This is a genomic window from Nocardia sp. NPDC049149 (assembly GCF_043197455.1).
In the GTDB taxonomy this organism is placed as follows: Bacteria; Actinomycetota; Actinomycetes; order Mycobacteriales; family Mycobacteriaceae; genus Nocardia.
The window spans coordinates 228,929-241,913 of the sequence record NZ_JBICTD010000011.1; the positions used below are offsets into that span (position 1 = coordinate 228,929).

Sequence of the window (12,985 nt, forward strand, 5' to 3'; positions counted from 1 at the left end):
GGTCAGGAAGCCGCGGCGAGGACCTCGTCCAGCAGCGTCTCGGCCTTGCCATCGTCAGTGCCCTCAGCGAGCGCGAGCTCACCGACGAGGATCTGGCGGGCCTTGGCGAGCATTCGTTTCTCACCGGCGGACAGGCCGCGATCCTGCTCCCGACGCCACAGGTCACGCACGACCTCGGCCACCTTGTTCACATCGCCGGAGGCGAGCTTCTCCAGGTTGGCCTTGTAACGGCGGGACCAGTTGGTCGGCTCCTCCGTATGCGGCGCGCGCAGCACCTGGAAGACTCGATCGAGACCCTCCTGGCCGACGACGTCACGCACGCCGACGTATTCGGCGTTCTCAGCGGGAACCCGAACAGTCAGATCGCCTTGGGCGACCTTCAGGACCAGATACTCTTTTTGTTCACCCTTAATGGTGCGAGTCTCTATAGCTTCGATCAGCGCCGCTCCGTGGTGGGGGTAAACGACGGTGTCTCCGACCTTAAAAATCATGTGTCCCGTGCCCCTTTCGATGTTCACAGTTTAACATGCGACTCGGTAACGGCGCGATCAACTGTGCAGGTCAGGGCCACAACGAGGCAACCGTGGGGCTTGACAAGACCGGGTCGGTGTGCATTACGTTGTGCCAGAACGGGTTACCTCTCGGCACCGCCCGCACACCGACTTGCGAACAGCGCTGGCAGCACGTCCGCAATCGGCCGGCCGCTCGACCAAGCTGTTACCTACCGCCCGCGAGTCGCGAGCCCCCGCGCCCGGTCGATTGCACGAACTACTACGCTCCCTAGTTATTACTCTCCCTTGTGGAGAAGAGCCCGGTCGACATGGAGGGACAACCCGTGACTGCCCTGAAAGCTGTGACCGCCCTGAAGAAGGCGCGACGTCGCATGGTGCCGGTTGCCGCACTCGCCGCCGGCGCGGCAATCGCACTGTCCGGCTGCAGTGCGGGTCAGATCTCGCAGACCGCGGATCAGGTCGCCGCGATCAACGGCAATCACGCCGACGTCGGCAAGATCGCGCTGCGCAACGTGCACATCGTGCTGCCGCACGAGCCGGGCAGCGACTACACCAACACCAAGGGCGGCAAGGCGCTCATCGCGCTGTCGATCATCAACAACAGCCCGTCCGTCGCCGACGAGCTCACCAGCATCACTTCCGATCTCGGCACCGTGAAGATCACCCCGGCGGCGGGCAAGTCCAGGGTCGAGCTCGCGCCGCAGCGGACCGTTGTCGCGGCATCCGAGCCGGTGAAGCCGGGCGCGCCGACGCACGATTCGCACGGCCCCGCCGCGGCGCCGACCTCGACCGCACCGGCGTCGCCCGCCGCGCCGACCTCGGCCGCCGCGCCGACGTCCGCCGCGCACGGCACCGAGTCGGCAACCGCCGAGGATCCCGAGAGCAACCCGATCCTGATCGAGATCACCGGGCTGACCAAGGACATCACCCCCGGCCTCACCTACAACGTTTCGTTCAATTTCAAGCAGAACGGCACCGTCCAGGTCCAGGTCCCGGTCGACGCGGGACCCGTCGCCGAGCGGCACCAGTCCGACAAGTCCGGCGCGTCCGAGGCCGAGCCGAAGAAGTCCGGCGGGCACTGAGGCGTCCAGCCCCCTGAACGGCTGACTGGCTGTCGCACCAACGGTGCGGCAGCCATTCGCTTATCCGGCGGGGGTGTCGCTCGGCCCGACGCGGCCACGCGCACGCTTGTTGTCGGTTGCGGTACGTAAGGTGCGCGTGTGGCCAAGACCAAGTCGATTTTCCGGTGCTCAGCATGCACGCACGAGGTCGCCAAGTGGGTGGGCAAGTGCCCGGACTGCGGGGCGTGGGGCACCGTCGACGAGGTGGCCGTCGCGTCGGCGGGGCCAGGCGCACCCGCACGGCGCGCGATGCTGCCGAGCACGGCCGCCGCCCCGATCTCCAGCATCGACTCCCAGATCACCAGGGCCAAGTCGACCGGTGTCAGCGAGCTCGACCGGGTCCTCGGCGGCGGCGTGGTGCCCGGCTCGGTGGTGCTGCTGTCCGGCGAGCCAGGCGTCGGCAAGTCGACGCTGCTGCTCGAGGTCGCGCATCGGTGGGCGCGGGCGCAGGACTCGAAAGCGCTGTACGTGACCGCGGAGGAATCGGCGGGACAGGTGCGGCTGCGTGCGGATCGGACCGGCGCGGTACACGAAAGGGTGTATCTGGCAGCGGAATCCGATCTGTCGATCGTGCTCGGCCATGTCGAGCAGGTGCGGCCGACGCTGCTGGTGGTCGACTCGGTGCAGACCATGCTCGCGCCCGAGGTGGACGGCGTGATCGGCGGCGTCACCCAGGTGCGTGCGGTGACCGCCGCGCTGACCTCGCTGGCCAAGGCGAGCGGGATCGCCGTGCTGCTGGTCGGGCACGTCACCAAGGACGGCAATGTGGCAGGCCCGCGCACGCTGGAACACCTCGTCGACGTGGTGCTGCAGTTCGAGGGCGACAAGAACTCGACGCTGCGCATGGTGCGCGGCATCAAGAACCGCTTCGGCAGCGCCGACGAGGTCGGCTGCTTCGAGCTGCACGAGGACGGCATCGCCTGTGTGGACGACCCGTCGGGTCTGTTCCTGCATCACCGCACCGACTCGGTGCCTGGCACCGCGGTCACCGTGGCGATGGACGGCAAGCGGCCGCTGGTCGCCGAGGTGCAGGGCCTGACGGTGGAGACCGAGATCCCGAATCCGCGCCGCGCGGTCAGCGGCCTCGACTACAACCGGGTCGCGATGGTGCTCGCCGTGCTGCAGAGCCGAGGCAAGGTGTTCATCGGCAAGTCCGATATCTACGCGGCGACGGTGGGCGGCATGCGCCTGCTCGAGCCCGCCGCCGACCTGGCCGTCACGCTCGCCATCGCCAGCGCCAATTCCGAGGTCGCGATTCCGGCGGGCTGGGTGATCCTCGGCGAGGTCGGCCTGGCCGGCGAGGTGCGCAAAGTGACCGGGCTCGAACGCAGACTGGCCGAGGCCGAGCGGCTGGGCTTCACCACCGCGCTGGTGCCGCCGGGTTACGCGCCACTCAAGCGCGGCGGCATGAAGATTCGCGAGGTCGCCGATGTCAGCGCGGCCCTGCGCATCACAGGCACGCGCAAGAAGCGCGCGTCGAAGGAAGAAAAAGAAGTGGCTCCGGACTTCTAGGCCAAATTGAAGGGCTCGATCGAGCTGCGGACCGAACCCATTTGTGCCACAACGCTGTACGCGCCGGGCGGGACCTGGACTCGGTCGCCCGCGCAGTTCGGCTGCGAGGTGGAGCCGGACCAGGTGACGGTGAAGCTCGCCTGTTCACCGCGGTTCAGGGTGCGCACGTCGGGCTGACCGTCCGGGTAGCAGTCGGCGCTCGACCACAGCCGCCGCTGACCGTCCAGCGTCCACACCGAGACCTGCTGCAGGCCCGAGCCCATGTCCCGCGCGCACGCCGCCTGCGAGATGTTGGTGATCACGATCCAGAACACCGGCTGCTCGCCGACCTTGTAGGTCGGCTGCTCGATCGTCACCTTCACCGCGAGCGACTGATCGGGGCACTGCCCAGCCGCCGCGGTGGTGGTGCCGCTCGGTGTCGCCGTCGCACTGCCGGATGTCGAGGACTTGGGCGCCTCGGATTCTCCGGTGCCCGCCGGCTTTGCCGTCGAACCATCGGCCGCCTTGCTCGGCGCCGACGTCGACGAACCGGCCGCGACGGGCTTCGAGTCACCCGGCGAGTTACCGCCGCGGGAGACCGTCAGCACCAGCCAGATCACCAGCGCCAGCGCCACCACCAGAGCGCCGATCGCCAATGCACGACGACGCCAATAGATCTCCGGTGGCAGCGGTCCATTCGGTTCCAGCACGCCTCAACGGTAAAGGCAGCGCCTGGCGCAACGACTCAGGGCCACGGCGTGTCGGCTGTGCCCTGCGGAAACGCTGCCTGGCCCGGTCAGGCGAGCTCGCCGATGTTGCCGACGACGCGTTGCAGCTTCACCTTGCCCTCGGCGAGCTTGTATGTCACACAGGCGATCGCGCATTCACCGGTCGCGACCCGCTGCGAGATGATCATCGACCGCTGCATGAGCAGCCTGCTCGTCTCGACCACGTGCCTGGCCTCCATCTCGTCGACGGTGGACAGGCCCTCGCGGCGGCCGATCAGAATGGAGGGCGTGACCCGCTCGACCACGCTGCGAATGAATCCGCCGGGCACCTCGCCGCCGTCGAGGGCGTCGATGGTCGCTTTCACGGCGCCGCAGCTGTCGTGCCCGAGCACCACGATCAGTGGCACGTCGAGCACCTGCACCCCGTATTCGATCGAGCCGAGGACCGAACTGTCGACCACGTGGCCCGCGGTGCGCACGACGAACATGTCGCCGAGGCCCTGGTCGAAGATCAACTCGGCGGCGACCCTGGAGTCACCGCAACCGAAGAGGATCGCGGACGGATGCTGGCCGCTGACGAGCTTGGCCCGGTCGGCGGCGCCCTGGCTAGGATGCAGCAGCGTGCCGTTGACGAAGCGATCATTGCCTTCGCGCAAAGACTTCCAGGCGCTGATCGGATTGGAATCAGGCATACCAGCCATTGTGCACATGGCTCGAGTTACCAGCGAGTCCGTTTGGTTACGGGTCCGCAAATACCGAGCGCAGACAGTAGGGCAGGAAGTGTGAGGAAAGCACCGAACAGCATCGATGCGGACGTGTTGCTCGACTGGTATGCGGAGAGCGCGCGCGACCTGCCGTGGCGCCGGGCGGGCGTGACCGCGTGGCAGATCTTGATGAGCGAGATCATGCTGCAGCAGACGCCGGTGGTCCGAGTCGAGCCGATCTGGCGGGACTGGGTGGCGCGCTGGCCGGTGCCCTCGGCGATGGCGGCCTCGCCGCAGGCCGATGTGCTGCGGGCGTGGGGCAAGCTCGGCTATCCGCGGCGGGCGCTGCGGCTGCACGAGTGCGCACGGGTGCTCGCCGCCGAGCACGGCGACGAGGTGCCCACCGATGTCGATGTGCTGCTGAGCCTGCCCGGCATCGGGGCGTACACGGCGCGGGCGGTCGCGTGTTTCGCTTACGGGCAACGGGTTCCGGTGGTCGACACCAATGTGCGCCGGGTGGTCGCTCGCGCGGTGCACGGTCGTGCGGAGGCGGGCAACCCGTCGTCGCGGGACCTGCCGGAGACCGAGGCACTGCTGCCGCGCCGGATCGACCGTGCCGCGGTGTTCTCGGCCGCGCTGATGGAGCTCGGTGCGACGGTGTGCACCGCCCGCACCCCGGACTGCGCCCGCTGTCCGTTGCCGACCTGCGCCTGGGTCACCGCGGGGCGTCCCGTCACCGAGGTGGTGCGCCGCACCCAGAAATACGAGGGCACCGATCGCCAGGCGCGCGGCCGCCTGCTCGATGTGCTGCGCGGGGCGACCGGACCGGTCGAACGGGTTCGCCTCGACCTCGCGTGGACGCGCGACCCAGGCCAGCGCGACCGCGCGCTGGATTCGCTGCTGGTCGACGGGCTCATCGAGCAAACCTCCGAAGGCCTGTTCGCCCTCGCGGGTGAAGGCGGCTCCGCGACCTGACTCGGCCGAGGTGGCATCAGTTCGCCCACCGCTGCTTCGCCTGCCGGGCGACCAGGGCTCGTGTCGCAGCCCAAGTCGGATGCGTTCGGCCCCAGGGGCTTCGACACAGGGCCTAGCTGCTGAGCACGCGGCGGAGGAAGCGTTCGACTTCGGCGCGGTAGCGCTCGGGCTGGTCGTCGTGCACGAGATGGGCTGCGCCGGAGACGAGTACGTGTTCGGCGTCGGGGTGAATTTCCGCCATCTTGCGCATCTGCCCCGGCGGGGTGATGGTGTGCTCGCCCTCGAGCAGCAGGGCGGGCACGCGCACGGCCTGCCACTGCGGCCAGAAGTCGCGGCTGCCCCATTCCTCGGAGATGTCGCGGAAGGTGGCGACCGAGCCGTGCAGCCGGTAACCGTCCGGGCCGTGCTCGAACGAGTTCAAGAAGTAGCGGCCTGCGACCGGTCCGAAGAAGTCGAGCACGGCGGCCGCGTCCGGGAACGGCTGCGGCCACGCCTCGATCATCGCGGCCCAGTTGGCCGCGGTGCGGCCGGTGAAATCCGGGGCGATGTCCTCGACCACCAGCGCACGCACCCGCGCGGGGTGAGTGGCGGCGAAGACCCAGCCGTGCAGCGCGCCCATCGAATGTCCGATGACGACCATCGGCTCAGCGATGTCCGCGGTCGCGGCCGCCAGGTCGGCGACGAAGGCCTCGGTGGTCAGCTCCGCGGGAGCAGGACGGCCGTGCCCCGCGGCGTCGAAGGTGTAGACGTGGCCGTATTCGCGCAGCCAACCCACTTGATCGCGCCAAGTTCGCGCGCTGCCCATCAGCCCGTGCAGCAGCAGAATCGGCGCGCCGGTGCCGCCTTCGTCATACAACATCAACCTCGACAATACGAGTCCCCGACAGACCGGTTCGCGGCAACCATTAGCTTGGTCAGCATGGCTGTTGTGAAGATCAATGCGCTCGAGGTTCCCGAAGGCGCGGGGGAAGAGCTGGAGAAGCGGTTCGCGGCCAGGGCGCACGCGGTCGAGGGCTCGCCGGGGTTCCTCGGTTTCCAGCTGCTCCGTCCGGTCGCCGGCGAGACCCGGTACTTTGTTGTCACCCAATGGGATTCGCAGGAGTCCTTCGAGGCGTGGCGGGACGGCACCGGGCAAGCGGCACACGCGGGCGAGCGGCCAAAGCCGGTCTCCACCGGGGCGTCGCTGCTCGAATTCGAGGTCGCGATCGACGTCGCGCCGAAGTCGGCCTCCTGAGCGAACGGCCGACCGAGTCCACCGCTCGCCGCGCCCGGCCCCGTGGCGCGTCGATCATCCGTCGTATTGACGTCGGGTGCACGCAGGTGTCACAGTTCGAAGGACAAAACGCGAGGGTGATGCGGTAATTCCGGTGTGATTCCGGAGCGGTCGCGCCACTGTGTTCCACGCACCCAGTACTCGGGTGCCGGAAAGCCAGACACCGGCACCTTCGCGGTGACCACTCGACATGGGACGCGGAAAGCGCCTGAGCGGACGAACGTCCGGTCGCGCGCATCCCTGGGAGGAACTCGCTATGGCCATCGCGCATTCGCCGAGCCGGGCAACCGATTCACTCGCCACTGTGCTCGTCACGGTAGGTGTCGTACTGCTGGCACTGCTCACGCTGTACCTGGTCGGCTTCGACCAGGGCGTCATCTCGCGCAGCGGGATGTATCTGCATGAGCTGATGCACGACGGGCGCCACCTGCTGGGGCTTCCGTGCCACTGATCGGATCGCTGAAAACCCTACTGCTGCGCGGCTTACTCGCCGGACTCATCGCGGGCCTGCTCGCCGCGTCCGTCGGCTACTTCGTCGGCGAACCGAAGGTCGATGCCGCCATCGCCATCGAGGAAGCCGGTGCCGCGGCAGCAGAGCACGCGCCAGGCGCGGAACCGGAAGCGGCGGGCGGACATTCGCACGGCGACGAAGAAGAACCGTTGGTCAGCCGCACCGGCCAGAAGGCTGGGCAGTTCCTCGCGCTCGGCCTCGCGGGCCTGGCGCTCGGCGCGATCTTCGCCTCGGTGGCGCATTTCGCGCGCCGCTTCACCGCGCTGTCCGGACCGCGGCTCGCGCTCGCGCTCGGCCTCGGCGGTTGGGCGGCGATCGTGGCGGTCCCGTTCTTCAAATATCCGGCGAACCCTCCTGCGGTGGGCGATCCGGAGACCATCAACGAACGCACCTTGCTGTGGGTCGCGGCGGTGCTGCTCGGCCTCGCGGCCGTCGGCGCGGGCGTGTACGTCTACAAGTTGCTGCGTGCCCAGCTGAGCACGCTGCGACTGATCGCAGGGGTAGGCGCGTTCGTGCTCGTCACGGCGGTCGGCTACATCCTGTTGCCCGGCGTGAACGAGGTGAAGGCGGACTTCCCGGCCAGCCTGCTGTGGCAGTTCCGGGTGGCGTCCCTGGCCGAGACCGCGACGCTGTGGGCCTGCCTGGCCCTCGGATTCGCGGCGCTCACCGAATTCACCTCGCGCACCGATACTCCGGTACGAGAGTCGATCGCTACCGCGGGCTGATCCGGATCCGGAATTCGAAGGGCAGTGTCGGTGTCATGACCGGCACTGCCTTTTCGTTATGGCCCGCATCGCATCGTTCGGGCACCGTTGACCGCACCGCCGCCGCAGGCCACCGACCGCCGCGCGCGGTCCGCGTCGCCTTCGCCGGCCTGGTCGTCGCCCTGCTCGCGGGCGTCGCCGAGGCCATCGTGCAGACCGCGCGGCTGCTGGAGCGCGACGACGTCGTGGTGGCCGACCCGGCCACCGGATTCGCCGTCCGGCTCGGCATCTACCTGGTGGTGCTGTTGGTCGCGATCCGAATGGCCAAGGGCGCGCGCTGGGCTCGGCTCCTGCTGACCTTCGGCATCGGCGTGATCGGCCTGGCCTCGCTGATCATCGAACCGCTCGCCGCGCTGCTGTCCGCCGACAAATTCGGCGACCTGTTCGCGAACGTCACCGCCGAATCCGCGGTGATCGGCGTCTTCCGCGCGGTGCATATCGTCGCCGTCCTGGTGGCCGTCCCCGCGATGTACCACCCGGCGGCCCGTGCCTATTTCGCAAAGCCGAATGCCCGGCTCCTCGCGGGAGAAACCGGGCATTCGGAAAGCCATGCGTCGAACTAGGCGAGCGCTGCGTCGAGGGTGATGTGGTCGACGCCGGCGAGGGCCTTGCTGACCGGACAGCCTGCCTTGGCGGCCTCGGCCGCGGCGGCGAACGCGTCGGCGTCGATGCCGGAGACCTTGCCGCGCACGGTCAGCTTGATGCCGCTGATCCGAAAGCCGCCCGCCGGGTCGGGACCGAGGGTCACGTCAGCCTCGACGTCCAGGCTCTCCGGGGTGCCGCCCGCGTTGCCGATCTGGGCGGACAGCGCCATCGCGTAGCAGGACGAGTGCGCCGCCGCGATCAGTTCCTCCGGGCTGGTGGTGCCGTCGGCGTCCTCGGCGGACCGCTTCGGGAACGACACGTCGTACTTGCCGACACCGGAACTGGCCAGCTCGACCTGCCCGGAACCCTCCTGCAGAGTGCCGGTCCAGGCAGTACGCGCGGTACGTGTAGGCATCACAATCCTTTCGCTGAAAATCGATGTGAAGGTGCAGACCGAGCCTAGCCAGTCGGCGTAGCCGCGTCTCAGCGTCGGACTCGAGTGCAGGCTTAGCAACATCGACACCCAGGGGCAGCTGGGCCGTCGACGGGTGTTGCCCGTGCCTGGCGAGCTGCCCGAGTGCCCGCGAAATCACTTGTCGCGCTGCGTCGGTGACTATTCGGGGTTGGTGACCCTGGCCAGCACGATGCCGCCGACGATCATCGACAGCGCCAGCGCACGGCCGACGCTGAGCGGGTCCTTGTTGAGCACGATGCCGAGGCCGATAGCGCCGACCGCCCCGATCCCGGTGAAGATCGCGTATGCCGTGCCGACCGGCAGCGTCTGCATCGCCCTGGACAGCAGGTACACCGCGGTGACGCCGAGCACGAAGCAGAGGACGGTCGGCCACAGGCGGGTGAAGTTCTCCGTCGGCTTGATGCTCTGCGACCAGACGATCTCGACCAGGCCTGCGAGACCTAAGACAACCCAGTTCATTTCAGTACTCCTTCGCGAGTCGACGCGCCGTTTCCACGGCGTTCGCGAACGACTCGTCGTGCTTGCCGCGCAGGTGTGCAAGCGCGGGATCCTGTCGCGCGTTGGCCAGCTCGGCGTTGACGAAAACGGTGTCCTCGACGGCGAAATGGCCGGCGAAGAAGTCGCGCAGATACCGCTCCTGATAGTCGTAGGCGGCCTTCGGCGCGCCGGGCGAGTAGGCGCCGCCGCGGGCAGTCGCCACGACGAACCGACGGTGCCCCAAGGACATTCGGGGAAAGGTGATCTGGTCCAGCCATGCTTTGAGTGCGGCCGGAATCGAGTAGTTGTACATCGGGGTGCCGATCAGGATGACGTCCGCCGCTAGCACCTCGGCGAGCAACGGCTCGACGATCGCCCATGCCGCGGCCTGCTCCGGCGTATCCACCAGCTCACCGAGCCGATAAGGATCGGTGCTACCGAGCGCGAGCACCGCGTCGCACAGTTCGGTCCACGCCTCGCCGATGAACGGCACCGGTTCGGCCGCGAGATCGCGGTACCGGTAGCCACCCTCTGGGTTGGCCGCGCGCCATGCGTCGGCGAAGGCGGTGCTCAGCTCCCGGCTGATCGAACGGCTGCGTGCGCTCGCGTCCAGGTGCAACAACGTGGTCATGATCAGGCCTCACTCTGCGGTTTCCAGCTGGTCGGCGGCGCCGACCGTGGGGCGGACGACCCCTCGACACAAATGGACGTCATGTCCACTTAGTGCCGAGACCGACTGTAGCGACAACTGGACAGCATGTCCACTTCTTTCGGAAATCGGGTACAGTCGGCACCATGACCAGCCACCATGACCTGCTCGGCGGTCCGGCACCTGTGGCGCCGCCCGAGCGCGCGGACGCAGCGCGCAACCGGGCCAAGGTGCTCGCCGCGGCCGTCGAGCTGTTCGCCGCCCGCGATCCGCGCACGGTGACCATGGACGACATCGCCAAGGCCGCAGGCGTCGGGCGCGGCACGCTGTATCGCCGCTATCCGGACACGAATTCGATCGCCGTCGCCCTGCTCGACGAACACGAACGAGCGCTGCAGGAACAGCTGATCGGCGGCGAACCGCCGCTCGGGCCCGGCGCACCGCCCGCCGAACGGCTGGCCGCCTTCTACGCCGCGATGGTCGAATTGCTGGACGCGCACGCCTATTTGGCGCTCGGCGCGGAAACCGGTGGGGCGCGGTTCGCGACCGGTGCGTACGGATTCTGGTCCGTCCATGTGCGAACGCTGTTGCAGGCGGCCGGGATTCGCGACCCGGACGCGCTCATCGATCCGTTGCTTGCTCCGCTCGCGGCCGAGGTATATCAGCAGCAGCGCAGCCGAGGACTGACCTCGGCCCAGATCTCGGACGCACTGCGCCTCCTCGCACACGGAGTGCTCGGCACCGCATCGTCGGATCGCGCCGGTTAGCGCTGCGACCGAACGAATCGGATTGTTGCCAGTCGACGCCGAAAACCGTTGGCAGACTTCTGCCAACGGTTTCGGACTGCCCTCGTACGGTCAGACCAGATCACGCCTGCGCATCAACCACAGGGTGCCTGCGACGAACAGCGTGATGTAGATCGCCAACACCACCAGCGCCTCGGTGCGGGACAGGATGTCGAGCACGCCGGGCGTGCCTGCACCGACCGTCCGCATCGCCCCGGCCATCGACCCGGCGGCCGTGCCGGGCAGATGATCGGTGAGCACCTTGATCGGCGCGAAGATCGCCGCGACGCCGCGCAGCAGGTTCTCCACCACCAGCACCCACACCAGGCCGAGACCGACCGCGAGCGCAGGCCCACGGGCGATCACCCCGATCAGCGCGCCCGCCAGCGTCCACATGGCGAGAATGGCCGTGCCCGTCAGGATTCCGAGCGCCGACTGATTCACCGTCGGCAACGCGAGCGACTGCGCCTGCGTCAGCCCGATCACCGACGCCACCCCGATGTCGACGACGAACGCGGTGAGCACCAGCCCGACCACGACAACCACCAGACTCACCACGACACCGCCGACCGCGGTGCTCCGCGATGGTCCCTGCGTGAACACGGTCTTCCAGGTGCCCCAGCCGTAGCCGCTTCCGGTGGCCAGCGCGCCGAGCACCAGCATCAGCGCACCGCCGAACATCGCCATGCCCTGGGTGAACACGCCGGGCACCGCGGCAGGCAACATCTGCTGCAGCAGCTGGTCTTTCGGCAGTCCGTTGGACATCCGACCCGACTCGCCCGAGGTGTAGGCGAGATAATTGAACAGATACGAAAAGGTGAGATTCAGCAGAATCCAGGTGCCGAGAATGATCCAGAACGCGGGCCACTTGCGCAGTCGCAGTGCCTCCGCTCGCGTGCTGGCGATCAGGTCTTTCATGTCATTGTCCGCCCGTCATTTCGAAAAACACTTCTTCCAAGGACTTTTCGTCGAGCCGCAGCTCGAGCAGGTCCGCGCCGGACTCGACGACCGCGCGAGCCACCGCCGCCGCGGTGCCGTCCCCCGCTTCGATCCGGATGCCGCCGGAGGTCAGCAATGCGTCGCCGACGACCCCGCGTACCGCCGGGAATGCCACCTCCATCGGCTCGGCCCGAAGCAAAAGTGAAGAGGCGCCGCGTAATTCCGCGACGGTGGACTCGGCGATCAACCGACCCCGCGAGATCACGCCGACGCGGTCGCAGATCTCCTGCACCTCGCTGAGCATGTGACTCGACAGCAGCACGGTGTGCCCGTCATCGGCCAGAGTGGTGATCAACTCCCGCATTTCGGCCATGCCCTGTGGGTCGAGGCCGTTGGTCGGCTCGTCCAGGATCAGCAGATCCGGCCTGCCGAGCAGGGCGGCGCCGACACCGAGACGCTGTTTCATGCCGAGGGAGTAGGTGCGGAACTTGTCGTCGGCGCGGGCGGCGAGACCGACCCGGTCCAGCGCGTCCTCGACGTCGGTCCGGCCGATCCCGCGATATTTCGCCAGCACCCGCAGGTTGTCCCGGCCGGAAAGATAGGGGTAGAAGCCGGGGCCCTCGATGAGGACGCCGAGCTTGCGGACCACGTCCGGGTCGCCGGGCACGTGCCCGGCCACCGTCGCGCTGCCCGCGCTCGGGCGGATGAGCCCGACGAGCATCCGCAGCGTTGTCGTCTTGCCCGCCCCGTTGGGACCGAGGAACCCGTAGATCTCGCCGGCCGCGACGCGCATGCTCACGCCGTCGACCGCGGTGTTCGCGCCATAGCGTTTGGTCAGCCCTCGGGTGACCACGATCGAATCTTTCATGCATCGAGAATCCGCCGCCGCCCCACCCCGCCACATCCGCCGCGCGACCATCGCACAGGTACGTAACGCGGCTTACGCGAATGCCTTACCTGAGTAATACGTAGCGAGGCGGACGCCGATCGCGGCGC

Annotated in this window: 17 protein-coding genes and 1 riboswitch; of the genes, 8 read left to right on the forward strand and 9 right to left on the reverse strand. The window is 68.2% G+C overall.

Annotation, left to right across the window (positions count from 1 at the left end; genetic code table 11):
* Positions 1-2: 2 nt before the first annotated feature.
* Positions 3-491, reverse strand: coding sequence for an RNA polymerase-binding transcription factor CarD (gene carD / locus ACGFNJ_RS36285; protein ID WP_011206964.1), 489 nt, complete (start codon positions 489-491; stop codon positions 3-5).
* 344 nt (positions 492-835) lie between these two features.
* Here carD and ACGFNJ_RS36290 point away from each other — a divergent pair, with 344 nt between their 5' ends.
* Together ACGFNJ_RS36290 and radA are read left to right on the forward strand one after the other, a co-directional pair.
* Positions 836-1,594, forward strand: a complete 759-nt coding sequence (locus ACGFNJ_RS36290; protein ID WP_393459053.1) for a hypothetical protein — start codon at positions 836-838, stop codon at positions 1,592-1,594.
* Positions 1,595-1,732: 138 nt separating this feature from the next.
* The gene (gene radA, locus ACGFNJ_RS36295) at positions 1,733-3,145 is read left to right on the forward strand and encodes a DNA repair protein RadA (RefSeq protein ID WP_393459056.1); all 1,413 of its coding nucleotides are present in this window, start codon (positions 1,733-1,735) and stop codon (positions 3,143-3,145) included.
* On the opposite strand, the gene ACGFNJ_RS36300 is transcribed toward radA, so the two are convergent.
* The gene (locus ACGFNJ_RS36300; protein ID WP_393459059.1) at positions 3,142-3,834 is read right to left on the reverse strand and encodes a hypothetical protein; all 693 of its coding nucleotides are present in this window, start codon (positions 3,832-3,834) and stop codon (positions 3,142-3,144) included. The genes radA and ACGFNJ_RS36300 overlap by 4 nt on opposite strands.
* An 86-nt stretch (positions 3,835-3,920) precedes the next feature.
* On the reverse strand, positions 3,921-4,544 hold the full coding sequence (locus ACGFNJ_RS36305) for a carbonic anhydrase (RefSeq protein WP_069165933.1): 624 nt from the start codon (positions 4,542-4,544) through the stop codon (positions 3,921-3,923).
* A 90-nt stretch (positions 4,545-4,634) separates the two neighbouring features.
* Between ACGFNJ_RS36305 and ACGFNJ_RS36310 the strand changes: the two genes are divergently transcribed.
* Positions 4,635-5,531 (forward strand): A/G-specific adenine glycosylase, encoded by an 897-nt coding sequence (locus tag ACGFNJ_RS36310; protein WP_393459062.1) that lies wholly within the window; start codon positions 4,635-4,637, stop codon positions 5,529-5,531.
* A 112-nt stretch (positions 5,532-5,643) separates the two neighbouring features.
* Here the strand turns inward: ACGFNJ_RS36310 and ACGFNJ_RS36315 are convergent, their stop codons facing one another.
* Positions 5,644-6,390: an alpha/beta fold hydrolase gene (locus ACGFNJ_RS36315; protein WP_393459065.1), complete on the reverse strand. Its 747-nt coding sequence runs from the start codon at positions 6,388-6,390 to the stop codon at positions 5,644-5,646.
* 60 nt (positions 6,391-6,450) lie between these two features.
* On the opposite strand from ACGFNJ_RS36315, the gene ACGFNJ_RS36320 reads away from it, so the two are divergent.
* The 4 genes from ACGFNJ_RS36320 to ACGFNJ_RS36335 all read left to right on the forward strand — a co-directional run bounded on the left by ACGFNJ_RS36320 (position 6,451) and on the right by ACGFNJ_RS36335 (position 8,642).
* Positions 6,451-6,765 (forward strand): antibiotic biosynthesis monooxygenase, encoded by a 315-nt coding sequence (locus ACGFNJ_RS36320; RefSeq protein ID WP_069165930.1) that lies wholly within the window; start codon positions 6,451-6,453, stop codon positions 6,763-6,765.
* Between the two features lie 69 nt (positions 6,766-6,834).
* A riboswitch (cobalamin riboswitch) is annotated at positions 6,835-6,991 on the forward strand.
* A gap of 69 nt (positions 6,992-7,060) precedes the next feature.
* Positions 7,061-7,255 carry a CbtB-domain containing protein gene (locus ACGFNJ_RS36325; protein WP_039794710.1) on the forward strand — a complete coding sequence of 65 codons (195 nt, stop codon included), beginning with the start codon at positions 7,061-7,063 and terminating at the stop codon, positions 7,253-7,255.
* Complete coding sequence (locus tag ACGFNJ_RS36330; RefSeq protein WP_393459070.1) at positions 7,246-8,040, forward strand: CbtA family protein; 795 nt, start codon at positions 7,246-7,248, stop codon at positions 8,038-8,040. The genes ACGFNJ_RS36325 and ACGFNJ_RS36330 overlap by 10 nt, the downstream gene beginning before the upstream one ends.
* Before the next feature lie 35 nt (positions 8,041-8,075).
* Positions 8,076-8,642, forward strand: a complete 567-nt coding sequence (locus ACGFNJ_RS36335; protein WP_393459073.1) for a hypothetical protein — start codon at positions 8,076-8,078, stop codon at positions 8,640-8,642.
* Here ACGFNJ_RS36335 and ACGFNJ_RS36340 read toward each other — a convergent pair.
* From ACGFNJ_RS36340 to ACGFNJ_RS36350, 3 genes are all read right to left on the reverse strand, one after another.
* Positions 8,639-9,079, reverse strand: a complete 441-nt coding sequence (locus ACGFNJ_RS36340) for an OsmC family peroxiredoxin (RefSeq protein WP_393459076.1) — start codon at positions 9,077-9,079, stop codon at positions 8,639-8,641. The genes ACGFNJ_RS36335 and ACGFNJ_RS36340 overlap by 4 nt on opposite strands.
* Positions 9,080-9,277: 198 nt before the next feature.
* Positions 9,278-9,598 (reverse strand): multidrug efflux SMR transporter, encoded by a 321-nt coding sequence (locus tag ACGFNJ_RS36345; protein WP_069165927.1) that lies wholly within the window; start codon positions 9,596-9,598, stop codon positions 9,278-9,280.
* Position 9,599: 1 nt separating this feature from the next.
* A complete protein-coding gene (locus ACGFNJ_RS36350; protein ID WP_393459079.1) occupies positions 9,600-10,247 on the reverse strand; it encodes an FMN-dependent NADH-azoreductase in 648 nt (215 codons plus the stop codon).
* A 164-nt stretch (positions 10,248-10,411) separates the two neighbouring features.
* On the opposite strand from ACGFNJ_RS36350, the gene ACGFNJ_RS36355 reads away from it, so the two are divergent.
* Positions 10,412-11,032: a TetR/AcrR family transcriptional regulator gene (locus tag ACGFNJ_RS36355; RefSeq protein WP_393459082.1), complete on the forward strand. Its 621-nt coding sequence runs from the start codon at positions 10,412-10,414 to the stop codon at positions 11,030-11,032.
* 90 nt (positions 11,033-11,122) lie between these two features.
* Here ACGFNJ_RS36355 and ACGFNJ_RS36360 read toward each other — a convergent pair whose 3' ends face one another.
* Complete coding sequence (locus ACGFNJ_RS36360; protein ID WP_393459085.1) at positions 11,123-11,968, reverse strand: ABC transporter permease; 846 nt, start codon at positions 11,966-11,968, stop codon at positions 11,123-11,125.
* A gap of 1 nt (position 11,969) precedes the next feature.
* A complete protein-coding gene (locus ACGFNJ_RS36365; protein ID WP_393459088.1) occupies positions 11,970-12,857 on the reverse strand; it encodes an ABC transporter ATP-binding protein in 888 nt (295 codons plus the stop codon).
* Between the last annotated feature and the right edge of the window lie 128 nt (positions 12,858-12,985).